A 25,756-nucleotide genomic window follows, 5' to 3' on the forward strand; every position below is an offset into this window, starting at 1 on the left:
TCGACTTTTATGAAACTCTTACTTTTGTATGATATTAAATGCATCTAAGATTTTGTTTTTCTAACATACTGTTTTACATCGATGGTTTTGAGTGGTTTTGAAGCGTCCCATAGAAATGAACATAATGTGAAAATATTGTCTACCATCTCTGATGAGTTTGTACATAGAGAAAAATCTGCATCTGCATTAGAATTATGAGACGATGCAGCAGAGTCAGACATTATCATTTTTTTATCCATCTGAACCACCATTCTTCCTTTAGATGGAAGTTTTCCTATTCGTGTTTCAGTGGCATTGAATCTTTTAACAAATGGTGCTAATTTTGGATCAGTCATATCTACAAGTAATCTGACTTGACCTCCGTTCTTTTCACAAATGCTAATTTTTTCAGGTATTGTGCTATGATACATTCGTGAAATATCATCTAATGTTGTTGCAATGTATGTAATTCCAGTTGAATTTTCAATTAGGTGTGCAATGTCAGCATAGATATTTTGACGACCTTGGACTACTCTAAATGTTGGAACTGTACTGACTTGACTGGTGCTAATTTCATTGTTAATTTTATCAATAATTGCTTCTCCTGATTTTTTTATTTTATTTACCTCGTCTTCTTTTTTCCCTAAAGCAATTTTTAATGCATCATGAGGATCTGCTGCAATACATAATTTTGGACTAGATAGTGTTGTTGAAATAATGTTTCTACTTACTAGTTTATCCACAGTTCTATACATTCTTGCTCTGTCAATATCTAATTCTTTTGCAAGAGCACTTGCAGTAATTGGTCCTGCTCTTAACAAGTTAAGATATACTTTAGCTTCCAAATCATCTAAATCTAAAATCTCTTCTAATTCAATTGCAATTCCAGTTACTTGTTCTTGATATGACATCATTATTTTCTCATCCTCTTGACCATAGGCTCATTTTTCAGGATTGCATTTAGTATTTTCGTATGATTGCTTAGTCTTTCGAAATATGTTATTTCCATTTTTGGTACTTTCTAAAAGATCGATGTGAACTAAAGGATCAGCGTGTTAGATCAATTACTAACAAGAATATGTTGTCTTTTTTTAAAATTACACATTATCATGTTATTATCGTATTAAGTTATTATTTTTTATATTCATATTGTACATTTTTTTTAAAAAATGTCTAAAATGAACTTTACATTGGAATGTTAAACGCCACCACGGCCATTATGATCATTGCAACAACATGTTTTGTACCTGCAACATATGATCCGGCACCAATCTTTCCCGCCGCCAGTCCGCCAAACAATGCCTCGATGATTGCCATGTTAAACAATGCTGATTCTAATTTGTCAATTTCCATACTCGCAAGGGATCCGAATAATCCTTCAGTACCACTACCTGATGCTAGCAATCCTTCTTGGACTTTTTCAATTTCCGTGAAAAAACTAGTTGTAAGTAATACTGCCACTGCCAAGAACACCCCAAATGAAATGTAAATTGTGTATGTGTATGGTGCTAATGCTGATTTTCTACTTTTTTCAATATTTTGCATTTCTGATACGTGTTTCTGAATCATTTCTAGATTTTCAGTTACATCTCCTCCAATTTTCATTGCCATTTCCAACAACACCGTTACTCTTCTTGAAACTCTAGTTCCAGTTCTTTCTGCAAAGTTTTCAAAAGCATCCTCAATCGGGGTTCCCCAACTAATATTTGCCCTGAGATTTTTTAATTCTGGCGTTAGTGCTCCCAGGTTTCTCTCACCAGCTTGCTCTATTGCTTTAATTAGATTCGCTCCACTTTGGACAGAACTTAACAAAGCCAGTAAGAATACGGGCATATTCCTATCAATATTATCTCTTCTTTGAACTTCTTTTAGTTGGTGTATGGTTAATGGAATTATTCCTACCATTATTCCAAAAATTAATCCTACATCCCTAATTGTAGTTGAATCTGAATATTCTGAAAAATAGAAACTCATTGAGAGAACGCTAATTGATGCAATTAATGAAAACGTGATTGTCCTTAGAATGTTGTTATTTAGAACTGATTCTGATGGCTCTAATGCAGTATATTTTTTAGTTTTGTTTTCTATTTTTTTCCTTTTTACAACTTCCATACTTTTACCTCTTTGGCACCATTGTATCCATCATTACCAACATCAGTACTCCACTAAGTGGGATTACTGCAAATGTTAGAATATTCATCAATGTCAACAAATCAAATCCTGCAAGACTCGGACTCATTATACCCATAATTGATAACATGATTACTGCAAGTAATGGAAATACAATCAGTAAAATTGTGTAAATTTCTGCAACACTCCCTAGAGATTCTGTAGTTTTTTGCATTAGCATTTTCTTTTCTTCTAACTGAACTTTTGCAGTTGCGTTAAAGTATTCTTTAAGATCTCCTCCTGATTGAACTGTAACTATTGCTCCTTCTAGTAATTCTGAATATGGTCCTGATGGAGTTCTATGTACTAAATCTTTGATGGCGCTAATCAAATCCATTCCTAAAATATCGATATTCCTTACGATAAATCTGGAGTCTTTTACAATATCTTCATCTGTGTCTTCTTTTGCTATTGCTTTGAAAATCCCTTCTAGTGTTAAACCGCTTGTTGCTAGAGTTGACATATATCCAATAAAATGTGGAATTTCCTCAACCAGTTTTGCGGATCTATTTTTTACTCTAATAGCTGGAATCATTTGTAATATTCCAAATGTCATTCCAAAAAGCATCAATCCGCTCAAGAGTGGGAGGATCATTCCGACGCTTGCTGGTTGAATGTTGATGAATTGAGCAGCAATAATCCCCATAATTATCCCACATACTCCTGCGATCATGCTAAAGAATACCATACTTGAAACATAGACTTCAAATGGAATTGGCATCATTGCTTGTTTGATTGATTTGTCTAGTGATGTTAATTTTGGATGAAGAAATTTAACGTGATCATTTAGTAATTTGTAACTGTAGATGTGTAGTTGTCCTACTGATTCTTCTTGAACTTTCTTTTGTTGTTTACTTCCAGCTAATTTCAAATCTGCACCTCTAGTCTTTTTCTTTCATAGTATCTTTCAGGGTCTGCATAATAGTCCATTACGTTTGCAGATACTTCTTTGTGATCTCGAATATCATTTTTTACCATCCATTCTAATGCTAATCTTCTTTTTGTCAATTCATAATTGATTTTTTCTTCACTATCCCCATCTCGTTCTTTGAGTTTTCTAAAAATTACACTATCTCCCATGTATTCATGAACATCTGTCTTTGGGTTCCACTTGAAAATCTCATGTGTTTTAATTTGACCTGTAGTTTCATCAACCCCGTCAATCTCTGAAACTTGAATGATTCTTCTAAGTGATTTGTCTCCTACTCTAATTTTTAATTGAAGTGTTATCAAATCAAGACTGTTTGCGATTAGTGCCTTAGGTACATCCATTGGAGATGATGTTAGTCTTGTCAGTGTTGCATCCACTGAATCTGCGTGAATTGATGAAAATCCTCCGTGACCTGTAGCCATTGCTTGAAACAATGTGTAAGCCTCTCTTCCTCTTGTTTCTCCAACAATTATGATATCTGGTCTTTGCCTTAGAGCTGCTCTGAGAAGATCAAATTGATTAATTTCTCCTACTTGTGTGTCTGTAAAGTTCTGCCTGGATACTGCCGGAATCCAGTTTTCATGAGGTAAATTTAGTTCTTGAGTATCTTCAATACTGACTACTTTTTCTCCTGGTCGGATAAATGTGGCAAGTGCATTGAGTGCGGTAGTTTTTCCACTAGCAGTACCTCCTGCAACAAGCATAGTTGATTTTTTTTCTGCCAAATACCACATGTATGCTGCAATATCAATTGACATTGTTCCAAATTTTATCAAATCAATAACTGTAATTGGGTCTGCTCTGAATCTTCGTATTGTGAATGTACTTCCACGTTTTGTAATTTCATGACCTAAAGTTAGATTAATTCTGCTTCCATTTGGTAATGATGCATCAATGATTGGGTCTGCCATAGAAACATGTTTTCCACAAATATATGCCATTTTTCTTGAAAAATTATTTAATTCTACATCTTTTTCATATATGATGTTAGTTGGCATTGATTCATGCTCTCTATGCCAAATGTATATTGGAATATTTGTTCCATCACAACTAATTTCCTCTATCATATGATCACGCATTAATGGTTCTATCTTTCCAAGATAGACGAAATCTCTAACTGCAAAATAATTAATCTTTGCTATGTTTTTTGGAGGAATTTTTAATCTGTATTTTTTAATCATGGATGTGATTTTCTTTTTTAATCTTCTTTCTGCATCTTTTTTTGATTTAATATCGTGCAATGAAACAGTAAGTTCTGTCATTAGTAATTTTTTAATTATTTCAAAGGCCTTTTGATCACGCTCTGAGAGAACAGGTTCTATTACTTGATATCTTAATCCTCCTTTAGCTGTGGGATCTTTAATTATACCTGCATGAATCTCATTATTATCCCAATCTAGTTTTGAGAGCGTCATATATTTTGGAATTTTAAAATCTTCTTCTAATTCTTCTACAACTGTTTTAACCTGCTTTTTTTTGGGTTTGAAATCTAGTTTATTTGCAGGTTGTAATTTTTGCAATGCTGATAAACTATCTTTTAAAATACTAAATTTCAATTTCAGTTTCTATGCGTAACCTATGTGTTTTAACGCATGTTCGTTCATTTGAACAACATTTTCCTTTTACTCTAAACATTGCATAGAATATCACCATGGCAAGTGTTCTATTCGTATCATATGAGGTAATTTCTCATGTTTAGAAGAAAAATCTCTTCAAATGATGCACCATTGGATGTAAAATCTGAGCACAAATTATCTGGTTTTGGTAATATATCATCAATTTTTAAAGGAAATTCTGATGATTCTACTGTTGAATCTAGCCCTGAAACCATTGTTGATGAAGATCTTATTTTATCGCTAGAGGCTGATGTAGTAAAACCTTCTACCAGTAAGGCTGTAAAGTTGATTCAAGAAGTTCAGAAACTAGAGGACCGTACCATCAAACCATTTGTAGATTACAATGAAGGTCTTTTGTTTTATCCAATTTTATCAAAAATAGGGGAAATGCAAGATAATGTTACATGTCTTGATGATTTAGTTTCTGATGGAATTTTAGAAAAAAAAGTATATGAAAAATTAATTGTGTGTCCTGTACATCCTGAAACTTTTTCATCTAGCATGCGTTTGTATTGTCCCAAATGCCATTCAATGAGTGTTGAAAAACTTAATCTCTTTGAACATAAAAAATGTGGTTATATTACTGAAAGTATCAATTTTGATTTTACAGACCCAGATAATTCCAATTGTCCTTCTTGTAAAAAAGAAATTAAAAATTTTGAAAAAGAAGTACGGGTTCCTGCAATGTGGTATCAATGTGATGATTGTGAGGAAAAATTTGATAATGCTGTAATTAAATTACATTGCAGAAAACATGAACATGATTTTGATACAAATTCTGGCCAATTTATTACAACATTTAGTTATAAATTAAAAAATTCTGAAATTTCAATTAATTCTGATACAAATCAAATCAAAGATGAATTGTTAAAATTATTACAGGGATTTAATTTTGATGCCAAACTCAATATTTCAATTAAAGGAAAAAGTGGAAATATTCATGAAATCCCAATATATGCAAAAAGTAAAACTAGTGGGGAGTCGATTTTAATTTTTATCCGAAATCAACCAACCGGAGTTGATCAGTCTGACATGAATTCCATATTGGTTCCAAAATTAGACATTGATCCGACAAATACTCTACTAGTTACTGTCTCTGGAATTAATGATGGAATTGAAAGCCTTGCTCAGCACTATGGTATTAATCTAATTTCAGAACCTGATTTTTCTCAAATTCTTTCTCGCGTAGAAGAGTTTGTTTCTGAATGGTATTCAAAGAATGGTGGCAAAAGTGAGTAATGTCTTTTTTAAAATTCCAGTAAAAAATAGACGTGCTGTTAGTCAGGTTATGGGCAGCATTGTGATTTTAGGAATTGTAAGTTCCGTAGGCTCTGTGATATTGTTTAATGGTATGAATAGTATAAGCGCATTTACCTATGATTTGTCATTCCATGAAAAATCAAAAAATCAAATTCATCGTGAAGATATAATTTTTGAACATGTACGATTTGAACCTAACACTGATGATATTTCAATAGATTTGGCAAATATTGGAACGGTTGAGTCCACAATTACAAATATTACTATTTTAAAAATAGATACCCAAGAAATTATTGCAAATTGGGTGGATGTAGATGATTCTATTCAGGTAAAAAATAATCAAAAAATAACTCTTGATGGTTCTGATATAATTTTAACCACTGGAACTCAAACATGGAATGATCCATATTACCTTAATTCTGAATACAAAATTTCTCTTACTACTTCAAAAGGGAATTTCATTACTACTGTTGCGTCGCCATTTAATACATGAGATGAAAATGAATTACAAGTTTACTTTCAATCCGAAATATAATAAGGAAAAAAATTCTCGTTTAAGAAATAGACGTGGAGTTGCTGATATTATTAGTACTATGATGTTGATGGCAGTTACTGTAACTGGAGCAAGTACTTTGACTTATTTTATGAATGATGCATTTGTCACTGGAAATCTTGGAACTGTATCTACATTGGATTCTTCATCGCTCAATCTTTTACTTCTTGCATATGATACACGAGATTCTGTAAATCTGTTAACTCTGTTGGAAGTTGACAATCTAACTGATTCACACTTGTGTAGGGCATCATGTGTTTCAAATCCAGACACAATTCCTTCATCTGGTGGAACTGAGTTTATTGTATTACAACTTCAAAACAACGGTCTTAATTCAATATTTTTAGAAAAAGTTATCATTAGCGGTACAACTCATTCTTGGGATTCTTCTACATCGGGGCTTGATTTGGATTTATCAGTTGGTGAATTTCCTGCAGATGGCATGTTTTCAATTTTATCTACTGGAAGCAATCCTAACTTGCAGAGTGAAACATTTGAAATTCAAAATGGTCAAATTGTCAACGTTCTGGTAAAACTTGATTCATCTAGTCCTGATATCCAACTTAACAAAGGAATTCCAGTCTCTCTAAATACTGGTGGAATGCACCTTGTAGAATTTTTAATTGATAGTGGTGATGCACGATAAATTTTGAAAAATCATCATTAATGCCTAAAAATAGGCGTGGATTGTCCTCTGTTGTTGGAGCATTATTTTTTACCGTACTGATGATTGCAGGATTTTCTGTTTTGAGTTTGGCTTTGGATGCTCAAACAGATATTGTAACTACTCAAAGAATTGTTTCGGATTTAGAAATAAAAAAACAACAAGAGCAGTTTGGATTAATAGTTTCAACTGATGCAAATAACTTTCTTGATGTTGGTGTAAATAATTTTGGTCAGAATCCCGTTGAAATCTCTAGTATTTGGATAACAAACAAAACTTTGCCCACTCAACCTGTTAATCGCTATGATGTAAATTATGATGATGCATTTGTTCCATCTGGTTTTACGTCAAATGTTGTTGAGAATCAAATATTGCAAATGATTCCTGATACTTATGATATCAAGGTAATTTCTTCATTTGGAACAATTAAAGTTACAGAGTTAACTGTAGGAACAGGACCTAGTTCATCTGGGTTGCGTGCTGAACTCGTAACAGATCCCCCTGATGTAATTATTGGACAAAATGTTACAATAGCCATGGTTGTAACAAATACAGGGAATTCATTAATTAAAAATGTTGAACCTGATACACTGTCCTTTGTTGGAACAGGTTCTGGTTCTGTTGTTGCATCTTCATCACATACTCCTCCAAGTGTTGATTTAGATAGTGGTGCATCTGTAATGTTTACTTGGGATTATCAGGTAACTGGTGCTAGTTCAGATCTTTTAACTTTTTCAGCAGTAGCACGTGGTGATGATGTAATTCCTGATGATGTGTCTAGCAATGTTGTATCTGATGTTAGTATATTGAGATTGCCAACTGATGGTGGAAGTGGAGAAAATGATCCTGATATAATTAACGAGGAATTACTTGCACGTCCAAAGCTATTTCTGACAATTCCTTCATCTCAAGGAGATTCTGGTCAAAAAGCATTGTGGGGTGTAAATATTGCAAATCCTGTAAATGCTCCAATGGAGGTAACTAAATTATCATTAACTGCATTTTCTCCAGGGGCAAATAACAATGATAAATTATTTGCATCAAATTGTCAAGCTGAAAATATTTTCCCCACTGGAACTAACGATTGGGATTGTCCATCGGAAAACATCATAATGTGGCAAGATTTTACTAATCCCGTTACAATCCCTCCGAATTCCACAGAATCTTTCTTGGTTAAAGTATTGCCTGGCTCAATTGCTGGCCAAAATATTTTAGAATCTATTGTGGTCCAAGCATCTGTTTTTACCAATGTTGGCTCATTTGGAAAATCAGGATATCAAAGTACAATGTATGATGGAGCTGATGTTATTGGTAATGTTTATCTTTCAGATACTGTTAACTCTGTACTTAGTACTGATATTCAATCTTCAAGAGTTGGCATTATCCCAAATTCTGTTGAAACATTTAACATTGTATTTGCTGACTTGGACACTGATGATAACACATTCATTGATTCTGGTGGAAAATTAATAATTAACATTCCTAAAGAATGGACTGACGTAACTATTCTTGGTGGTACTTCTGGTTTTGTGAGTACTCCTTCTGTTACTGTATTTGGAGATGGTTCTACACAAATTATAGGAATAACTAGTTCTAATTTAGGTACATCATCAAATGTTGCAGATACAATTCAATTTAGTGCAAGGGCGCCAAATATAACAAATGATCAAATGTATGTAATGTATGTATTGGCTCAGGGTCAGACAGATAATAATTTCTCAGTAGGACCTTTATCTGAAATTGTCCTGCAAGTCGATGGCTCTTAATTTTTGTTCAAATTCAAAAACATACGTACAAACCAGTTAATTGTAGTCCATTTTGAACAAAGATCTCTTTAACATCTTTTTTAATTCTAAGAAATTCATAATGACAAAACTACAGTCAAAAATGACTTCAAGAAGAGCAGTTGCTCCAGTAATCGCAACACTTCTTTTGGTAGCAATCGCAGTGGTTGGTGGAAGTATTGTCTTTGTGTTTTCACAAGGATTTTTCAGTTCTGCTCAAATCAGTGGTTCACCAAACATTGAATCTCTAAAATTCACAGGCTATGATGCCTCAGATGGTACTACTCTAGCAAACCATGATGGTACCACATATCCTGCAACAAATACACCAGGAAATGGTCTTGTTGTAGGTGAACAAGTAGGAGTTTATGTACAAAGTAACAGTGTAGGTAAACTTACTCTAAGTGAAGTGAGAATTGGAGGTACAGTATACAACTATACTTCTGTTGATCCTGCCCCACAGGGTTCATTCAATGTTCTTACAAGAGGACCTAGTACAATACTAGGATCATCTTCTGCAGAAGTTCAACCTGGTCAACAGGTAACAGTAATCGCTACACTTGATGAAAACATCAAGTCTGGAAGAGACACACAGTTCAAGTTAACAACTGCAAACGGTGCTGTCTTTGTTGGAACTGTTATCGCTGGTCAACAAAGTGGATAACTCCACCCTTTTTTCCTTTTTATGAAAAAAAATGGAGTGAAAAATAAAAATGGAGAAAAAAATGAAAACAAAAAAACCAATCCTCTTCTTACTTGCTACAATTCTATTATTTTCTGGAACTTTTAGTCCTGTTTCGGCACAAAATTTGGAGGCATTATCTGATTATTCGATAAAATTAGCAATATCTCCATCTCATTTGGAAAGTGGAGTTTCTGAGCACCATATAGGATATGTTTTTGTTCTAAGTAAATTTGGAGTCCCTATTACTTCATCTAATGATGTTCCAATCAGTCTAAGTTCTGACGATCCTTCTATTGCATATGTTCCAAACAAAATTGTTTTAAAGGCCAATGAAGAATTTGCATCGTTTCCTGTGACAACCAGTGAAAAATCCGGATCCACTACAATTACTGCTAACCTTGATGGTAAAATTACATTTCAAAAAATTGATGTTGGTACAGATGAAACCTATCTTCCCGATGATTTGATTTTAGAATTAAACCTTCCAACAAATAACATGCATGTGAATTCTAAAATGCCATTTACAGTTTTTCTAAAAACTAGCGATGGTGTTATAGTTCGTGCACCTAATGATGTTGATATTTTGTTAGATTATGATGGACTTTTGGCAACCACTAATTCACAAATTCTAACTATTAATTCAGGTGATTATTATGCATGGGGTACTATCTCTGCCTATGATAAAGTGGGAAATACTTTCATTCGTGCAATTCATGAAGATTCTGGTCTTGATGTAGCTAAAAGTATCCAAATTTCATCCACTCTTCCTACGTCATTACAATTATCTATATTCCCAAAATTAATTCCTGCTGAGTTTGATAGAACTTTGAATATTTTTGTAAGCGTTGTTGATTCTGATGGCAATCCGACAAAAACTCCTAATGATATTCCACTGGATTTTTTCTCCAGTGAACAATATCCAATTGGTGAAAATCTTGATAAAATTAGCAAACAAGTAGAAAAACCCATGATAAAAAAGGATCAGTTTGGATACTTACTTCAGCAGAAATATAGTTTACAAAACTTACTTGCAAATGATATTTTAATTGGAGTTAGTTCTGAAGGATTTGGCACTGCCACTGACACGTTTCGAACAATAGGGGAATCTATCGAAATGGATCAAAGAAATCGTCCAAGTGATAATAATTTTGATGATAAAAATTATGATACCACTGTATCTGTTTTTGGTTTGAGTAAAATTCCTAGCAACGCTACAGCATTTTTTACATACCAATTATCGATGATTGAAGAAGACGGTGATGATGATGGGTTTAGACCTGATGGCAAAGAAATTCGAATCCATCCTGAATGTCTCCAAGAATCTGATGAGTCTAATGATGAGGATTCTGAAGAAATAACTCATAATACTGAATTATCTTCTGAAGATATTATTTTGTACAGTATAGATTGTTTAGAAGAAGATGAACTGTATCCTATTCAATCTAATGAAAATCAATACTCTGATGGATTTGTTCAAAAAATTAATGTAATATCAAGTGACGATCAGAAAGCTACTATTGTTGATGGAGGGAAAATCCTCAGCTCATATTCTTATGGGACATCTACAATTTCAACAGGCCAAAAAACTGGACCTGTAAAAATTTCTACATCCATTAATGGTGTAGGTACTGGTTCATTTACTACTGAAGTAATTAATACACTAGAACAAAAAGAAGTTAGATTATTTTCTCCTACTGGGTTTGATAATATAATTTTTGATCGTGATGGATTTTTTGATATGTTTTTAATTGCACTTGATGCAAAAGAACGACCAAAAATTATGAAAGAGACAGGAAAATATTTGATAACTCCAACAAATGGATTAGTTGAGATAAAAAAAGATGATACTTTTACTTTTACACAATTACGAAGTGACTCATTTAACATATCTGAATCAGAGACAAAAATTGTTCTAAATGTGGAGCCTATTGGGGAAAATGCTAATTTGAATTTGCAAGGAAGTGCTAATTTTATCACTCATCCTACATCTCAAATACAAATTTCAATACCTGTAGAAAAAATGAATGCTGATCATCAAGAAAATATCGGTATTGTACAACTGGTAGATCTGCAAGGAAATCCTGTCATTCCCAAATTTGATATAAAATCAAAAATTACTTCTTCAAAAGACTCTGTAGTTCGGATTCTTGAAAATGTTATGATTCCTGCAGGTTCATCCTACACTAAATTTAACATTGAAACAACTGGTTCTGTAGGTAATGCTGTAATTTCTGCAAGTGCAAAGGGCGTGAATGGAACATCTATCTATGTTACTACTGCTTCCTCTCAATCACAATTAAAAATATTCACAGGAGGATTGGATTCTGAAATTCCTGTTGATAAACCCATTGAATTTAAATTATTTGTAGATGATGAAAATGCAGATTCAGTATCTGGCGCTTCGATAAAAATCAGTGCAAATTCTGAGGATGCATTAATTACTCCAAATGTCGTTAGAACTGGTTCTGATGGCAGTGCAATTGTGAGTTTGACTGCATTGAAAGGTCCTGATATTTCATTTGAAATTATTGCAACTGCTGAAGGTTATGCTGAAGGAAAAGATTCCTTTACTGTGAATGTTGATGCTCCTGAACCTGTATTTGACTCAATAGATTTGGACTTGCCTGAATGGATAATTTACATTGTAATTGGTGGAATCCTGATGGTTGGTGTTGTTGTCTTTATGTTCTTGAGAAAATCTAAAACTAATTTAGAAGAAGAATGGGAAGAAGAGGAAGAACTATAATTATTTCAGAATCTGTAGTTTGTTCAATTGAACATCTTTAATTTTAAAATCTAAAAACTCTTTGACTCATTAATGACAAGTAAAATATTTGTTTTGACTATCTTCGTTATTTCTGCAATTTTAATAGGCTCTATTTCTGTAGGAGATAGTGTTTTTGCAACTGGTGATTACTATCCATCAAATAATGACAAACATGACAAACATGACAAACATGACAAACATGACAAACATGACAAACATGACAAACATGACAAACATGACAAACATGACAAACATGACAAACATGACAAACATGACAAACATGACAAACATGACAAACATGACAAAAATTCAGATTATGGAAAAAATAAATCCAACAGTTCTTCTGATTCTAGATTTTATGTGAACTCTCTATCTTTTGATAGGACAATTCCTAACGGTCTTGACAGCTGCGATGCTCATAATGCCCCTTGTATTTTGATTAATCCTTTCAATGCTGCAGGGAACATGGAAACAATTTTCATTGCAGATTCTGAATTAAAAAACACTCGTACTGTTGTTAAAGTTAATGTCTTTGAAAAAGATAATTTTCCAACGATTGAAGATGATATCATTACTTTCCCAGAATGCTTTGAGATAGGACTTGCTGCATTTAATGTGCCTTCTTCAAGCTCCAATTTAGTAAATGGTGTTATTTTAGATTGTACTTCAACTGACATTGGAGCATTTGATGTTTCATATTCTTTCACTGGAACAGATCAAAATTTCACTGACGGCAATGGTGATGACGATGATGATGATGATGATGATGATGATGATGATGATGATGATGATGATGATGATGACGATGATGACGACTAGTAAATCATCTTATTTTCTTCTTCTTTTATCTCTACAAATACCACATAGATAATTTTTTTTAAAATGCTCTAATTCAATTTCAAATGCTTTGGTTTGAGAATATTCCTCTCCAGATATTATTCTGCCTGGTACTGATCTTTTACACTCTGTGCAATGAATTGGAACATTGAATTTTACTCTTTTTTCATCTTCTCCAATTTCACCTAGAATCATGAATTTTCACCCTTGTTTTCATAATATAATCGTCAATTCCTCAAAACTCATCAATATTATAATGAAAACCTGATAGAATAATTCATGCTTTCTGTATGGTTTCGTGTAATTAGAGTACGATTTCTTTTAGCTTCTGTAATTGCTGTGTCTGTTGGATTGGCATTAAATTGGTGGCAAAATTCAGCAATTAACCTATTTGATGCAGGGTTGACATTTGCTGGTGTTATGGCGTTACATGCTAGTGTTGATTTACTAAATGATTTTTGGGATTTTAAACGAGGAATTGATACTGAAACAACAAGAACTAAAATGAGTGGTGGAACTGGTGTATTGCCAGAAGGATTACTGCAACCATCTTCTGTTTATCGTGCAGGAATTGTATTTTTAATTATTGGTACTATTATTGGCGGATACTTTGTAGTTACAGATGGAATTATTATTGCAATAATTTTGGGGTTTGCAATTTTGTCAATTTATTTTTATTCTACAAAAATTGTTGACTCTGGATTAGGTGAGTTTTTTGTTGCAGTGAAAGGTTCTATGATAGTAATTGGCACTTTCTTTATCCAATCAGGACAGATATCTTTCGAATCAATACTTGCAGGAATTGTTGTGGGATCTCTCTCGTCTCTAGTATTGTTTATTGCATCTTTTCCAGATCATGATGCAGACAAGTCAAAGGGACGAAAAACTTTGGTCATTGCAGTCGGTAAAAAAACTGGTTCAAAATTATTCTGGATTTTTCCTTTGGTTTCTTATCTGGCAATAATTGTTGGTGTTTCTACAAACTTGTTCCCTGTATATTCTTTGATTAGTTTTCTTAGCATTCCATTAATGATAAAATCAGGCATTGGTTTGCAAAAAAATTATGATTCTATAGATCAACTTGTACCTTACATGTCTTCTACATTGATGTTTGGCAGAATCACTGGTGTGCTGTTTGTAGTTGGTTTTTTAATTGATTCTATCACTTGACATAAATTTAGTGATGAATAGAAAAATTTCATGATCTCTGGCTTTGCTAGTACTGAAGGAACTCAAAAATTTGCTAAAAATTCAGGCGCAAATGAGAGTAATTTTAAAAAATTTGAAAATTTGTTTCTCTCCAATGTCGGTATTGGAACCTATCTTGGAGAACCAGATGCTAAAACAGATCAATTGGTAACTGATGCTGTAAAACAATCTATTTTGTTGGGTATTAACGTAGTTGATACTGCAATTAATTATAGATCTCAAAAGGCAGAACGCTCTGTTGGTAAAGCAATCTCTGAATTAATTAACGATGGTAAAATTTCACGTGATGAGATTTTTATCAGTTCAAAAAATGGATATGTCACTAATGATGCTGATGTTCAGTTGGGGTTTTGGGAATATGTTAAAGAAGAATATTCTCAAAAAGGTGTGATAAAAGAAGGCGATGTGACCTCAGGATATCATTGCATGACTGTTCCATATTTATCTGATCAGTTAGATAGAAGTTTAAAAAATCTCGATATTGAATGCCTTGATCTAATTTATCTCCATAATGCTATTGAAGGTCAAATCAAAGATGTATCTAAAGAAAAATTTTTAGAAAATCTAAAATTAGTTTTTGAATTGTATGAACAAAAACGAAAAGAAGGTAAAATTAAATTTTATGGTATGGCAACATGGGAATGCTTTAGAGTTCCATCTGATAATCCCCAATATCTCTCATTAGAAGATACGGTAAATTTAGCAAAACAAGTTGGAGGTGAAGATCATGGATTTAGATTTATTCAGTTGCCTTACAACATGAATTATGATCAAGCACTACTTGCAAAAAATCAAATACTTGGAAATGAACACGTATCAATTTTAGAATCTGCTGTTAGATTGGGAATCGGCGTGTTCACTAGCGTGCCATTTATGCAAGGACGTTTGCTTACTCCTGGGGTAATGCCTGAATTTAATGAATTAAAACCCTCTTTACGTGCCTTGCAATTCATTCGCTCAACTCCTGGTGTTTTAGCACCATTAGTAGGGCAAAAATCTGAAGCGCATGTTTTAGAAAATCTTGGAATTATGAAAATCACATCATTGTCTGAAGATGAATTTCTTGCATTGGTAAAGAAACTAACTTCCTAAGTTATTAGCCTCAAAATTTTATACAAAGATAATAAATGAGGACAATTGAGAGTCATAGTAATTTGTCTGCAAAAATATATGATTACACAAAAATTTGTGATTCAGTTTTTACAATTGATCCTAAAATTCGATTTGCTGGAGTGATAAATGAACGTGGTCGATTGGTAGCTGGTGGAATGAAGGAAAATGTTGAACCATTAGAAAGTGAAAAAGATGACGAAATGATTTTCATGGAATTGGCATTACGTGTAAAGATGAGAAAAGAGTTTGATAAACAATTGGGTCCTGTCAATTTTGCTTTGGCATCACGAGAACGTGCACTTGCAATTAGTGTAATAATTAATGATGACATTTTGTATGTAGTATCTGAGCCTGATTCTGATTATGGTTCTCTCCCCAAAAAAATTATTGAAATAATTCATTCCTAGTTTGATCGGGGTTCCAATTTTGGGACTTTGTGATCTTCTTAATTAGCAATAACATTTGATTTTTTATTATGTTGACTGATGAAAAACTTGATTCTGATTATTTAGCAATGTCTGAACTGACTAAGGAAATTGGATTGATTGTAAAAGATTCTTTTGCTGGGGGGCAAACTGATTTGTCTAGTTCGGATATTGAACATATTTTAAAAATTACCTCTGATGTAACTCATAAAATAAAATCTCAAATTCAGGAACTTACAATATGAACCGCTGTCATGATAGACATACACCTGTTTACAAAATAAAATACAAGCCTGTCACTTTTGGTGGAAATGTTAGTGAATGGTTAGTTTGTGAAACATGTTTTGGACGACAGGAATTTTTTGGTGCTACTGAAGAAATTGAATCCATTGCTTCCCTACAAAATTGTATAGAACTTGGATTGGACATTAATCATCTTTCTATTATGACTGGTACAGTTACAAAAAAACTCAAAAATTGTCTCCTAATCAATTAGGTTGAGTTCTCTACAAATGAAACTATAAATTGAATTTAAAAGTAAAAAATTTGTGCCAGTAGATCCTGTGTGTGGAATTGAACTTGATGAAGAATTAGCTTTAATTCATGATCATGATGGAAAAAAAGTCTATTTCTGTTGTTCAGGATGTAGGCGAATTTTCCTCAAAAAGCCCCGAAAATATAAAAATAATATTTAGATTGGAAATGCTCCACACATTCTACAGAATTTAGATTTACCGACATGATGTTTACAGTATGGGCATTTTTCTTCTGATTTTGGATCTGCCGGAGTACCGTACAGTTTTTTAAAAATTTCATAATAGTACATTGATTCTCTACTTCTAATTACGACATTGTCTGTTTTTTCTACAGTTAATTTTCTTTCAACAAATTGCTCTTCACCCACTATGGAATCAAAGAGATTGGTTAAACCTGCAGTTCCAGATCCATCTTGCATTGGTGATTTCTCTCTCCATGCAATTTGTTTTGGGATGTTTTTTTCAAAAGTTTTCCGTAAAATCCATTTACCTTGTCTTTTACCCTCTTCTTCTCTAACTTTGAGATTAACTGGAATTTTTTCAGCCAGTTGAATCACTTTTTCATTTAGAAATGGAGATTTTATGGTTATCCCTAATGATTTGCCTATTTCCTGTGTTGGAAAATGCATTACTGAGCATATTCTCTTAACTTCACTTTCTAATTCATCCTCGGATTTGTTTATGAGAAAACTATATCCTGCAAACAGTTCATCTGCACCATCACCTGTAATTATTGATTTTTCGCCATTGTTTTTTGCCCATTTAATTGCTAAATACATTACAACATTATTGCGAATTTCAATATCGTTAAAATTTTTTAAAATTTTAATTGTGTCTTCTACTGCTTCTAGTATTTGCTCTGTCTTGACATTGTAAATTGTTAGTGGTAGTTCCATTTCTTTTGAAATCATTTGACAATATGTCAAATCTTTTGAAACAAAATCATCTGCAATTATTGCCACTGCTTTGGGTTTTCTTTGTTTTAAAAAATATGCAATAATTGAACTATCTAAACCCCCTGATAATGATATTAAGTTTGACTTGCACTCATTACATGACTCTTCTAATGCACTGTACAGATTCTTTGAAAACTCTTCCAATACAATTGATGCAATTTTGAAATTAAAATAGCTATGCCTAATGAGAGCACATACAATAATTCATTTTTTATTGTAAACTTTAAATCCTCAATTCAATCCTTGAGGGGTATTGCTACTTCCTGCTGAAATTGAATCAAAAACTCTAATTCCTGCATTGCGGGCTATTCTTGCAAAAAAACTTGCAGAAGATCATAACATCAGAGAAGAGGAAATTTCTAAAATGTTAGGTGTAACGCAAGCTGCAATTAGCAATTATATTCGAGGTACCAGAGGTGACCCTTCTTTAATTGCAAAACTTTTGGCAGAAAAACAAGTTTCAATAATGATTGATGAACTATGTGATGGTCTATCTTCTGATATGGCCTACACCCCGTCTAGTCTTTCTAAATTTATTGGACTGTGTAATTATATCAAATCAAGTTTGTTAATTTGTGAGATACATCACAATTTGGAATCAAACATTGATGAGCAAGTTTGTAAAGAATGTGAAAATATGCTTCTTAAAGGCCCTGGAAGCGTCTACTAGTTTTTAATTAAAATAATTTCAATTGTTGATGTCATGTTGCCAATTCCTGCAGCTTCTACTGTGTCTAGATTAATTTTTTGAACTTTTGAGTTACCTTTGAGCATTTTTTCTGTAATGATGTTCGCTACTGCAACAGCATTTGGTATTGAATTTCCCCTTGATTGTAAAACTACTTTCTTTTTATTTCCTAATATTGTTAATACTTCAAGAGCTGATTCCATTACTGGATAATTTCCTATTTTTATTACGGCCTGTTCAGACTTTTCGGTCTGCTCTTGACCCCTTGTTTCAGTTGTCCCTTCCATGAGCATTATTCAATATTTAGAAATTTTGTGTTCTTTTAAGTTTTATCGACGATAGGTTCATCTTTGATATACTGTCATATACAATATTGTCTGGTAATCTGTAACTATCTCTAAAATTTTATTCGCTATTGATTATTTCTCAAAATAATCAATTGGTATGTTTTGATAATCTCCGTTTGGAAGTACACGTCTAATTGTAATTGGGATTACTCTTTGTTCTAATTCTTCCATTGAGATATCTAGTGAAATTCTTGCTGATTTTGGAATTGGGATAAATGGTGGTGCCCCTAATGATAATTGTAATGCTCTTGCTCCCATGATTCTTGCCTTTTCAAATCTTGTCAATGTCGGTGGTCCGATTGTAATTTTATTCTTCTCACAAGGAATTTCTACTGGTTCATGTTCTTCAATTCTTTCAACAACTTCTCTGTTTTCAATTTCTTTGATTCTTTTTTCAAGACTATCTTGTTCTTTTTCAGTTAATGGTTCAACAAGATCTTTTCTATCTATTAATTTTCGATATGTATCTAATGCTTTGTTTAACCCTGCATTCTCCTCAACCTCTTCATCTAATTCTTCAGGTTGTGGAGCTTCAATTAATTCAGTTTCATTAACATCAGACAAGTAAGAAAATTTCTTTAAAACGTTATATAATCTAATCATTTTAAAGTACGAATTGAGTACATCGTCAGTCTCCAGAAAACAGCTAATATTAGAAATTCGTGGAAAAGCAAAAATTTCATGTGATCTAAAACGTCACTTGTCTCCAAGAACTGTTGGAACCATTATGAGATCTTTACCGTTAGAGGGCCATGCACATTTACTTGGAAAAAGTATTCTGTATTTTGAATCTAACATTGATTCTGGAATTGAAAGATCTAAAACTGAATTCAAAAAAGGCGATGTTGCATTTTTACCCTCAACTGGAAGTTTGTGTTTTTTTCTAAATGATGCTGTATTTACAAAAACAATGACTCCTATAGGAAAATTAGGTGAAAAAATTGATGCATTAAAGGATGTTAAATCTGGAGATGTACTTTGTATTTATGAAGAAACTGCTTGATACAAATAGTGACCTGAATATCCGCCAACTCTTTTTACTATTCCTTTACTTGTAGATTCTTTTAGGAATGCATTTGCTGCAGAAATTTTAACACCTGTTTGTCTTGCAAGATCCTGAACAGTGAGAACTTTGGAATTTTGAATAATTTTTAATGCTTGTTGCTCATTTACTATAACGGTAATTTCTGCTTTCTTTGGTCCCCCTTCACCTTTGTCTTTCTTTTTCTTTGTATCTTTAGAACCTGCAGATTTGTCTTTGTTTCCTGCTGTTGGTTTCTTTCCTCCACCCATGATTTTAGAAAAAAATATTCCTCTTATAAACGATGAACCAATTTTGAAATTGCTCCTTTGTAGATAATAATAAATTTAAAAATTATTTTCAAGTATAAATAACATCTTGATTATTATTCAATATGGGAATAATTTCAAAAGGAGCAAAATGCAATTTTGAAGGCTGTGATCAAGATGGCACTCGTTCTCTAAATACTAGTAAAGTCGAAAATGCAGGGTTGCGTGTAAACTCATCTGGAAAAAAAACTGTTCTTTGTAAAGAACACTACAAAGAATACAAGAAAGAATCTAAAGATGATCGTGATCTAGAACGTGCTCGATTTGATAGGTTTTAGTTTTTCTTCTTTGATTTTTTTACTTTGTTGGCAGGATTATTGAAATAATCATCACTTAGTTTTTTGTATAGTGTGTTTAGTTTTTTGTAAAGTCTTTTTGGTTTTCTACTCTTTTGATTACTTAGAACGTACAATGCTAGAATTGGAAATGCTATGGTGGCATCCGCATAAACTGTAACCATACCGTTATGTGCATCTTGAACTTTGCCCCAACTCTTCCCTTCTTGAAGTGTTGCACCTGACAAACCTCCTGTATCTGGACGTGCATCTGTAATTTGAATAATGTAATCTTGTCCTCCATCATCTCTTTTTAGAATTTGATCTAATAGTGGTCCTGTTTGCTGAGCCGTATTCTTTGGTACTCCTCCCCCCAATTCTAAAATGCCTGATTTTTTAGAATCATACAAGATGGCGGCTTGTTCAATGATTTCTCTTACGAAATCCAAATTGTATGTTTTACCTGCTAATCTGTGTACTGCTAAATTCAAAGCTAATGATGAATCTTTCATAGTTGAAATGTATACTGGGACATCATAATCATATGCTGATGTGACAAAACTTTTTTCAGGATGTTTTGCTTTTTCTTTACTTAGTTTTCCCATTAAATTACAAAATTCTGCAGTTGTAAATGATTCATCTGGAAAATCATCTCCAAACATTTTTTGAACTAATTCATCTTGAGCTTCTAATGTTTCATGAAATTTGATATACACATCTCTAATTCTAACGATTTCATTTTCATACAATTTCATGTCATCGACATCAAAACTTCCTTGCTTTACTGGCAGTCCCCAAGCAAAATGATCCTCATGATACACATTTGCCCCTGTCGTAACAATCCAATCTACAAATCCTCTTTCAATTAATGTTTTGATTATTCCTCCAAATCCAACTGGCGTCATTGCACCTGAAACTGTTAGGCAAATTGTTGCATCCTCTTCAATCATTTTTGCATATAATTTGGCTGCATCACCTAACTGCCGTCCATTATATCCTGAACTTGCAAACACATCGACCAAGTCTTCTATGGTCATTTTTGGGTCTAGTTTGATATGTGGAATATCTTTACCATGAAACTTGTGAGGATCCATGTTTGAAAACTAATTTTTTGGTAAATAATGCTATCGAATCCTTTTTGATGGATGCTGAAAATCAAAATGTATTAAATGACCATTAAGAAATATATTTTCAAAAATTTATGGCTACAAGTTGTAATCTCTTTAATCATAGGGCTTTGTGTAGGGCTGATTTTAGGTGATGATGTGGGTGTTGGGTTAGATGATGAGACTTTAGATACTCTAACATCGTATCTGAAAATTCCTGCTAACATATTTTTGAGTATAATTCAAATGATAATTGTTCCGTTAATCTTTGCCTCCATCGTTGTAGCTATTACTAATTTAGGGGCAAAAGATAAACTAAAAACTCTGGGATTAGGCGTTGGTGTTTATTTTGTAATCACCACAACAATCGCAATACTTGTAGCCGTATTTCTTGCGTCCGTTATATCCCCTGGTAGCATTCTTGATCTTACTGCTCTTCAAGAATCTCATGATCTTTCAGATGATGATCTACAAATTAAAGATGGCTTTTCACTAGATGATATTCCAAGTATAATACCTAACATAATTCCAAGTAATCCTATTTTTTCATATCTGGAAGGGCAGATGTTTAGCATCTTGGTGATGGCACTCATTGTAGGACTGTCAATGGCAGCACTTCCAAAAGAATCAGTCAAACCATTATTGGATATATTGGAATCAATTCAAAAAATAACATTATACATTCTATTGTTTTCTATGAAGATTGTACCGTTTGCTGTTTTTGGATTAATTGTTGGAATGGTTGCCACCGTTGGTATGGGAACAATGGTTGGATTAGGGGTATACATGGGAACTGTTGTTCTGGGTCTTGGAATTATGTTGCTGGTATACATGTTGATCTTAAAGTTTGTAGCAAAAAGACCGATATCTTCTACATTTTTAAAATTCCGCAATCCGCAAACTTTGGCTTTTTCAACAGCTAGTTCAATGGCAACAATGCCTGTCACACTAAAGACTGCAGAAGATGATCTCAAGATTGATCCAAAAGTTTCAAAATTTGTAATTCCACTTGGAACTACTGTGAATATGGATGGTACTGCCTTGTATCAAGTGATAGCTGTTTTCTTTTTAGCACAACTCTTTTCAATTGAATTGAGTCTGTTGGCTATGCTTGTAATCATTGTCACCTCTCTTTTGGCTTCTATTGGAACACCTGCTGTACCAGGAGCTGGTGTAATTGTCTTATCTACCATATTGGTAACTGTGGGAATCCCTCCTGTTGGAATCTTACTATTGATTTCTGTAGATAGAATTTTAGACATGATCAGAACTATGGTTAATGTTACAGGAGATCTTACAGCTAGTTGCGTGTTTGATAAAATAACGCGAGATTAGTTCTCTAATCCTTTCTGATGGGAATTTGTGCTGATATTATTACTTATTTAGGAATAATTCTAAATGATACAGAATGAATATTGTTGATTTACATAATCCTAGACGTGTAGATCGAACTCCTGATGCTGTTAAAATTTTATTTTCTTCTGGAAATTTTATCCAAGATGAATTCAAAATTTCAAAAGTAGAATTACGACTTTATTCAGAACGAACTGATGAGAAATTAGGTGTTTTTTCTTTAATAACATCTTTTGTTGAGACTGATAAAGGATCTGTGGAAATGATTTATGATGAAGGATTTCGAGGGGAAGCATCTCTTTTGAGGGCTAGTGAATTTCTTACATCTAATTTGGGTATGTCTGGCTTGATTTTACGTTCAGTTATTACACTACGAGAAAAATTAAACTAAATTTAATTTTGGATTCATTTTAAAATAAACTGTATCTTTTTTTGATTATACTTTACCATGAATTTCCTTGCTGCTTTAATTTTATTTTTTTATCTTCAGAAATTGTGTCTAATGTGTGTGAATCATAGTTTGCTCCCTCAAAATTTGTCTCTTCTAAAACTGCTCCCTCAAAATTTGTGTGTCTGAGATTTACTCCACTGAGATTAGCTCCGCTCAAATCCACACTTCGTAAATCTGCATAAAACAAATCTGCCCCTCTGATGTCTGCTCCTCGCATATCTGCTCCATACAAATCTGCATCCCATAGCTTTGCATTGGATAGATTGGTGTTTTGTAAATCTGCACCTCGCATTTTTACATAAAACAATATTGCCCCGCTCATATCTGCTCCACTAAGATCAGTACATCTCAAATCCGCATTGTGTATATCTCTGTTTTTGAGATTCACTCCCTTCATGTTGGAATCTGAAAAATCTCTTCCAATCAATTCCTCATATTCAAAATTGGTCTTTGAGAGATTCCTTTTTCTAAAAACATCTGATGGATTCATTATGTGTATTGATTTATTGATATAGTACATTTGAATTTAGATCTAAAATGTACCTTGAGTGATTACTTGTATAGTTCCAATTCTTGTAAAATTTTACCCATGTTGTGCTTCCATCTTCGCATTTCATCAATTCCATGTGGTCTGTTTTTTTCTAACTCTTTCTTTTCTTTGAGTAGTTCTTGATGTCTATGCTCATCTTTTCTACCTTGCATGACTCATTTGTGGATATTCTGAATAAATTTCAATAGTATATCTGGGCTTACTGTTCTTCTGGAATTTCCTCGCATTCTTGAGATTTTTGAGAATCGTATATTTATGCCCGATTTAACATCTCTAAACATGCGTATATTGCAACTTCATTGTGATAACATCGAGTATACTCCAACCAAAAAGGAGATACAATCTGCTGAAGATATTGAAAATCCTCAAACTCAGAGATTGGAAGAACTTGTGGTGGTATTTGTTGCAATTGAAGACGGTGATGACTCCTCAGTGGCACAAAATGCAATCACTCAGATTAAATCATCAATGGAAAAAATTGGATCTAAAAAATTATTGTTATACCCTTATGCTCATCTTAGCTCAAATCTTGCAAAACCATCGATTGCCATTAAATTACTTAAAGAGATGGAAGATGCAGCATCCGAACTTGAAGTATCTCATTCTCCATTTGGTTGGACAAAATCTTACAAAATCCAAGTAAAGGGACATCCACTTGCAGAAAGTTCCAAAGTTGTCACAAAAGATTCTGCATCTGTAAAACCTGATGAGGAATTAACTTCTGATGCACTCAAAGGTGAATCTAAAATTCGCTCATTTTGGAAAATACTTTCTCCAGATGGAACAATGACAAATATTGGTGATTTTAATTTTGCAAAATATCCTAAACTAGAAATTTTGGCAAAATATGAATCGGCAAAAATTCGTAAAGTGGACCAACCACCACCACATGTTGCATTGATGAAGAAGATGGGAATAGCAGACTATGAACCTGCATCTGATTCTGGAAATATGAGATTTTATCCTAATGGTCGTTTGATCAAATCATTAATTGAACGATATGTTACTGACAGAGTTAAAGAATATGGTGGTTATGAAGTTGAAACTCCAATCATGTATGATTCAGAACATCCAAGTATGGTTAGTTACTTTAACCGGTTCCCTGCAAGACAATACAATATTGACTCTGAAGGCAAAAAACTCTTTTTGAGATTTGCTGCATGTTTTGGTCAATTCCTGATGGCCAATCAATACCAATTATCATACAAGAATTTGCCCTACAAACTCTATGAGTTAACTCGTTACAGCTTTAGACGTGAACAATCAGGGGAATTAGTCGGTTTAAGACGATTAAGAGCATTTACCATGCCTGACTGCCATGCATTTTGCAAAGATATGCCTCAGGCAATTGATGAAATTAAGGTAAGATTTGATCTTTCTCAAAGTGTTCTCAAAGAGCTAGGGATTGATGAAACTGACTATGATATGGCAATCAGATTCACAGAGGACTTTTACAATGAAAACAAATCATCCATTGAGGAACTCGTCAAAAAACATGGAAGACCAGTTCTTGTTGAAATGTGGAAAGAGAAATTCTTTTACTTTGTATTGAAATGGGAGTTTAATTTTATTGATGGTCTGGGAAAAGCCTCTGCTTTATCAACTGACCAGATTGATGTAGAAAATGGAAATAGATACGGAATTGATTTTGTAGATGAAAATAATGTCAAACAAAATCCAATCATATTGCACAACTCCCCTAGTGGCGCAATTGAGAGAATTATCTATGCATTGTTAGAAAAAGCTGCTAAAGATTCTCATGAGGGGCGAAAACCTCAATTCCCACTTTGGTTGGCCCCTACTCAAGTTAGAATAATTCCACTCAAAGAAGAATTCAATACATTTACTGAATCATTATCTGATAAAATTTCTGCAAGTGATGTTCGTGTTGACATTGATGATAGAAACGAAAGTATTGGAAAAAGAATACGTGAAGCTGAAAAAGAATGGATTCGATACATTTTGGTGATTGGTGAAAAAGAAGCAAATTCTCAAAATCTTAGTATACGTGATAGACAAACTGGTGATGTGCGGGAATTGTCATTTGATGATTTTATTAATGAAATTAAAGACCAAACCAAAGGAAAACCTTTCACTGGTTTGAATCTTCCAAAATATCTCTCAAAGAGACCAAATTTGATGGTGTAACTAA

The 25,756-nt window shown here is 33.2% G+C and carries 31 protein-coding genes; 19 read left to right on the forward strand and 12 right to left on the reverse strand.

Going from position 1 to position 25,756, the window contains the following annotated elements; translation table 11 throughout:
* Nucleotides 1-44 precede the first annotated feature (44 nt).
* The 4 genes from C5F49_RS04015 to C5F49_RS04030 all read right to left on the reverse strand — a co-directional run bounded on the left by C5F49_RS04015 (nucleotide 45) and on the right by C5F49_RS04030 (nucleotide 4,635).
* The gene (locus tag C5F49_RS04015) at nucleotides 45-890 is read right to left on the reverse strand and encodes a TrmB family transcriptional regulator (protein ID WP_179363599.1); all 846 of its coding nucleotides are present in this window, start codon (nucleotides 888-890) and stop codon (nucleotides 45-47) included.
* A 274-nt stretch (nucleotides 891-1,164) separates the two neighbouring features.
* On the reverse strand, nucleotides 1,165-2,091 hold the full coding sequence (locus tag C5F49_RS04020; protein WP_179363445.1) for a type II secretion system F family protein: 927 nt from the start codon (nucleotides 2,089-2,091) through the stop codon (nucleotides 1,165-1,167).
* 4 nt (nucleotides 2,092-2,095) lie between these two features.
* Entirely contained in the window at nucleotides 2,096-3,019 is a 924-nt protein-coding gene (locus tag C5F49_RS04025; protein ID WP_179363446.1) for a type II secretion system F family protein, read from the reverse strand.
* A complete protein-coding gene (locus C5F49_RS04030; protein ID WP_179363447.1) occupies nucleotides 3,016-4,635 on the reverse strand; it encodes a type II/IV secretion system ATPase subunit in 1,620 nt (539 codons plus the stop codon). Before C5F49_RS04030 ends, C5F49_RS04025 begins: the two co-directional genes overlap by 4 nt.
* A 135-nt stretch (nucleotides 4,636-4,770) precedes the next feature.
* On the opposite strand from C5F49_RS04030, the gene C5F49_RS04035 reads away from it, so the two are divergent.
* The 7 genes from C5F49_RS04035 to C5F49_RS04065 all read left to right on the forward strand — a co-directional run bounded on the left by C5F49_RS04035 (nucleotide 4,771) and on the right by C5F49_RS04065 (nucleotide 13,227).
* Nucleotides 4,771-5,934 carry a TackOD1 domain-containing metal-binding protein gene (locus C5F49_RS04035; protein WP_179363448.1) on the forward strand — a complete coding sequence of 388 codons (1,164 nt, stop codon included), beginning with the start codon at nucleotides 4,771-4,773 and terminating at the stop codon, nucleotides 5,932-5,934.
* Nucleotides 5,927-6,448, forward strand: coding sequence for a hypothetical protein (locus C5F49_RS04040; RefSeq protein WP_179363449.1), 522 nt, complete (start codon nucleotides 5,927-5,929; stop codon nucleotides 6,446-6,448). Before C5F49_RS04035 ends, C5F49_RS04040 begins: the two co-directional genes overlap by 8 nt.
* A 7-nt stretch (nucleotides 6,449-6,455) precedes the next feature.
* Nucleotides 6,456-7,154, forward strand: a complete 699-nt coding sequence (locus C5F49_RS04045) for a hypothetical protein (RefSeq protein WP_246275387.1) — start codon at nucleotides 6,456-6,458, stop codon at nucleotides 7,152-7,154.
* A gap of 20 nt (nucleotides 7,155-7,174) precedes the next feature.
* Nucleotides 7,175-8,938 (forward strand): DUF7507 domain-containing protein, encoded by a 1,764-nt coding sequence (locus C5F49_RS04050; RefSeq protein WP_179363451.1) that lies wholly within the window; start codon nucleotides 7,175-7,177, stop codon nucleotides 8,936-8,938.
* Nucleotides 8,939-9,038: 100 nt separating this feature from the next.
* Nucleotides 9,039-9,620, forward strand: coding sequence for an archaellin/type IV pilin N-terminal domain-containing protein (locus C5F49_RS04055; protein ID WP_179363452.1), 582 nt, complete (start codon nucleotides 9,039-9,041; stop codon nucleotides 9,618-9,620).
* Nucleotides 9,621-9,681: 61 nt separating this feature from the next.
* Nucleotides 9,682-12,387: a hypothetical protein gene (locus C5F49_RS04060; RefSeq protein WP_246275388.1), complete on the forward strand. Its 2,706-nt coding sequence runs from the start codon at nucleotides 9,682-9,684 to the stop codon at nucleotides 12,385-12,387.
* Between the two features lie 72 nt (nucleotides 12,388-12,459).
* Nucleotides 12,460-13,227, forward strand: coding sequence for a hypothetical protein (locus C5F49_RS04065; RefSeq protein WP_179363453.1), 768 nt, complete (start codon nucleotides 12,460-12,462; stop codon nucleotides 13,225-13,227).
* A gap of 9 nt (nucleotides 13,228-13,236) precedes the next feature.
* On the opposite strand, the gene C5F49_RS04070 is transcribed toward C5F49_RS04065, so the two are convergent.
* A complete protein-coding gene (locus C5F49_RS04070) occupies nucleotides 13,237-13,440 on the reverse strand; it encodes a hypothetical protein (protein WP_179363454.1) in 204 nt (67 codons plus the stop codon).
* A gap of 84 nt (nucleotides 13,441-13,524) precedes the next feature.
* Here C5F49_RS04070 and C5F49_RS04075 point away from each other — a divergent pair, with 84 nt between their 5' ends.
* The 6 genes from C5F49_RS04075 (at nucleotide 13,525) to C5F49_RS04100 (ending at nucleotide 16,687) form a co-directional block, all read left to right on the forward strand.
* A complete protein-coding gene (locus C5F49_RS04075) occupies nucleotides 13,525-14,415 on the forward strand; it encodes a prenyltransferase (RefSeq protein WP_179363455.1) in 891 nt (296 codons plus the stop codon).
* 30 nt (nucleotides 14,416-14,445) lie between these two features.
* Nucleotides 14,446-15,546 carry an aldo/keto reductase gene (locus C5F49_RS04080; protein WP_179363456.1) on the forward strand — a complete coding sequence of 367 codons (1,101 nt, stop codon included), beginning with the start codon at nucleotides 14,446-14,448 and terminating at the stop codon, nucleotides 15,544-15,546.
* A 62-nt stretch (nucleotides 15,547-15,608) separates the two neighbouring features.
* Nucleotides 15,609-15,974: a DUF6659 family protein gene (locus tag C5F49_RS04085; RefSeq protein WP_179363601.1), complete on the forward strand. Its 366-nt coding sequence runs from the start codon at nucleotides 15,609-15,611 to the stop codon at nucleotides 15,972-15,974.
* Nucleotides 15,975-16,042: 68 nt separating this feature from the next.
* Nucleotides 16,043-16,237 carry a hypothetical protein gene (locus tag C5F49_RS04090; RefSeq protein WP_179363457.1) on the forward strand — a complete coding sequence of 65 codons (195 nt, stop codon included), beginning with the start codon at nucleotides 16,043-16,045 and terminating at the stop codon, nucleotides 16,235-16,237.
* Nucleotides 16,234-16,488 (forward strand): hypothetical protein, encoded by a 255-nt coding sequence (locus C5F49_RS04095; protein ID WP_179363458.1) that lies wholly within the window; start codon nucleotides 16,234-16,236, stop codon nucleotides 16,486-16,488. Before C5F49_RS04090 ends, C5F49_RS04095 begins: the two co-directional genes overlap by 4 nt.
* Nucleotides 16,489-16,540: 52 nt before the next feature.
* Nucleotides 16,541-16,687, forward strand: coding sequence for a YHS domain-containing protein (locus C5F49_RS04100; protein ID WP_179363459.1), 147 nt, complete (start codon nucleotides 16,541-16,543; stop codon nucleotides 16,685-16,687).
* Here the strand turns inward: C5F49_RS04100 and C5F49_RS04105 are convergent.
* A complete protein-coding gene (locus C5F49_RS04105; protein ID WP_179363460.1) occupies nucleotides 16,684-17,628 on the reverse strand; it encodes an asparagine synthase C-terminal domain-containing protein in 945 nt (314 codons plus the stop codon). The two genes, C5F49_RS04100 and C5F49_RS04105, sit on opposite strands and share 4 nt — an antisense overlap.
* 109 nt (nucleotides 17,629-17,737) lie before the next feature.
* On the opposite strand from C5F49_RS04105, the gene C5F49_RS04110 reads away from it, so the two are divergent.
* A complete protein-coding gene (locus C5F49_RS04110) occupies nucleotides 17,738-18,154 on the forward strand; it encodes a transcriptional regulator (RefSeq protein ID WP_179363461.1) in 417 nt (138 codons plus the stop codon).
* On the opposite strand, the gene C5F49_RS04115 is transcribed toward C5F49_RS04110, so the two are convergent.
* Both C5F49_RS04115 and C5F49_RS04120 read right to left on the reverse strand, forming a co-directional pair.
* Nucleotides 18,151-18,465, reverse strand: a complete 315-nt coding sequence (locus tag C5F49_RS04115; RefSeq protein ID WP_179363462.1) for an AlbA family DNA/RNA-binding protein — start codon at nucleotides 18,463-18,465, stop codon at nucleotides 18,151-18,153. The genes C5F49_RS04110 and C5F49_RS04115 overlap by 4 nt on opposite strands.
* 126 nt (nucleotides 18,466-18,591) lie before the next feature.
* Entirely contained in the window at nucleotides 18,592-19,122 is a 531-nt protein-coding gene (locus C5F49_RS04120; RefSeq protein WP_425489647.1) for a DNA-directed RNA polymerase subunit K, read from the reverse strand.
* A gap of 13 nt (nucleotides 19,123-19,135) precedes the next feature.
* On the opposite strand from C5F49_RS04120, the gene C5F49_RS04125 reads away from it, so the two are divergent.
* A complete protein-coding gene (locus tag C5F49_RS04125) occupies nucleotides 19,136-19,522 on the forward strand; it encodes a cyclophilin-like fold protein (protein WP_179363464.1) in 387 nt (128 codons plus the stop codon).
* Here the strand turns inward: C5F49_RS04125 and C5F49_RS04130 are convergent.
* Nucleotides 19,504-19,812, reverse strand: a complete 309-nt coding sequence (locus tag C5F49_RS04130; protein WP_179363465.1) for a Fic family protein — start codon at nucleotides 19,810-19,812, stop codon at nucleotides 19,504-19,506. The genes C5F49_RS04125 and C5F49_RS04130 overlap by 19 nt on opposite strands.
* Before the next feature lie 122 nt (nucleotides 19,813-19,934).
* On the opposite strand from C5F49_RS04130, the gene C5F49_RS04135 reads away from it, so the two are divergent.
* Nucleotides 19,935-20,147, forward strand: coding sequence for a hypothetical protein (locus C5F49_RS04135; protein ID WP_179363466.1), 213 nt, complete (start codon nucleotides 19,935-19,937; stop codon nucleotides 20,145-20,147).
* On the opposite strand, the gene C5F49_RS04140 is transcribed toward C5F49_RS04135, so the two are convergent.
* On the reverse strand, nucleotides 20,144-21,238 hold the full coding sequence (locus C5F49_RS04140) for a homospermidine biosynthesis protein (protein ID WP_179363467.1): 1,095 nt from the start codon (nucleotides 21,236-21,238) through the stop codon (nucleotides 20,144-20,146). The genes C5F49_RS04135 and C5F49_RS04140 overlap by 4 nt on opposite strands.
* Nucleotides 21,239-21,313: 75 nt before the next feature.
* On the opposite strand from C5F49_RS04140, the gene C5F49_RS04145 reads away from it, so the two are divergent.
* Both C5F49_RS04145 and C5F49_RS04150 read left to right on the forward strand, forming a co-directional pair.
* Nucleotides 21,314-22,585, forward strand: a complete 1,272-nt coding sequence (locus C5F49_RS04145) for a dicarboxylate/amino acid:cation symporter (RefSeq protein ID WP_179363468.1) — start codon at nucleotides 21,314-21,316, stop codon at nucleotides 22,583-22,585.
* Between the two features lie 73 nt (nucleotides 22,586-22,658).
* Nucleotides 22,659-22,994, forward strand: a complete 336-nt coding sequence (locus C5F49_RS04150; protein WP_179363469.1) for a hypothetical protein — start codon at nucleotides 22,659-22,661, stop codon at nucleotides 22,992-22,994.
* A 52-nt stretch (nucleotides 22,995-23,046) separates the two neighbouring features.
* Here C5F49_RS04150 and C5F49_RS04155 read toward each other — a convergent pair whose 3' ends face one another.
* Entirely contained in the window at nucleotides 23,047-23,544 is a 498-nt protein-coding gene (locus C5F49_RS04155) for a pentapeptide repeat-containing protein (RefSeq protein ID WP_179363470.1), read from the reverse strand.
* A gap of 62 nt (nucleotides 23,545-23,606) precedes the next feature.
* The gene (locus C5F49_RS04160) at nucleotides 23,607-23,756 is read right to left on the reverse strand and encodes a hypothetical protein (RefSeq protein WP_179363471.1); all 150 of its coding nucleotides are present in this window, start codon (nucleotides 23,754-23,756) and stop codon (nucleotides 23,607-23,609) included.
* A gap of 127 nt (nucleotides 23,757-23,883) precedes the next feature.
* Between C5F49_RS04160 and C5F49_RS04165 the strand changes: the two genes are divergently transcribed.
* Nucleotides 23,884-25,752 (forward strand): threonine--tRNA ligase, encoded by a 1,869-nt coding sequence (locus C5F49_RS04165; RefSeq protein ID WP_179363602.1) that lies wholly within the window; start codon nucleotides 23,884-23,886, stop codon nucleotides 25,750-25,752.
* Nucleotides 25,753-25,756 lie beyond the last annotated feature (4 nt).

The sequence above is a fragment of the Nitrosopumilus oxyclinae genome (assembly GCF_013407165.1).
GTDB lineage: Archaea > Thermoproteota > Nitrososphaeria > Nitrososphaerales > Nitrosopumilaceae > Nitrosopumilus > Nitrosopumilus oxyclinae.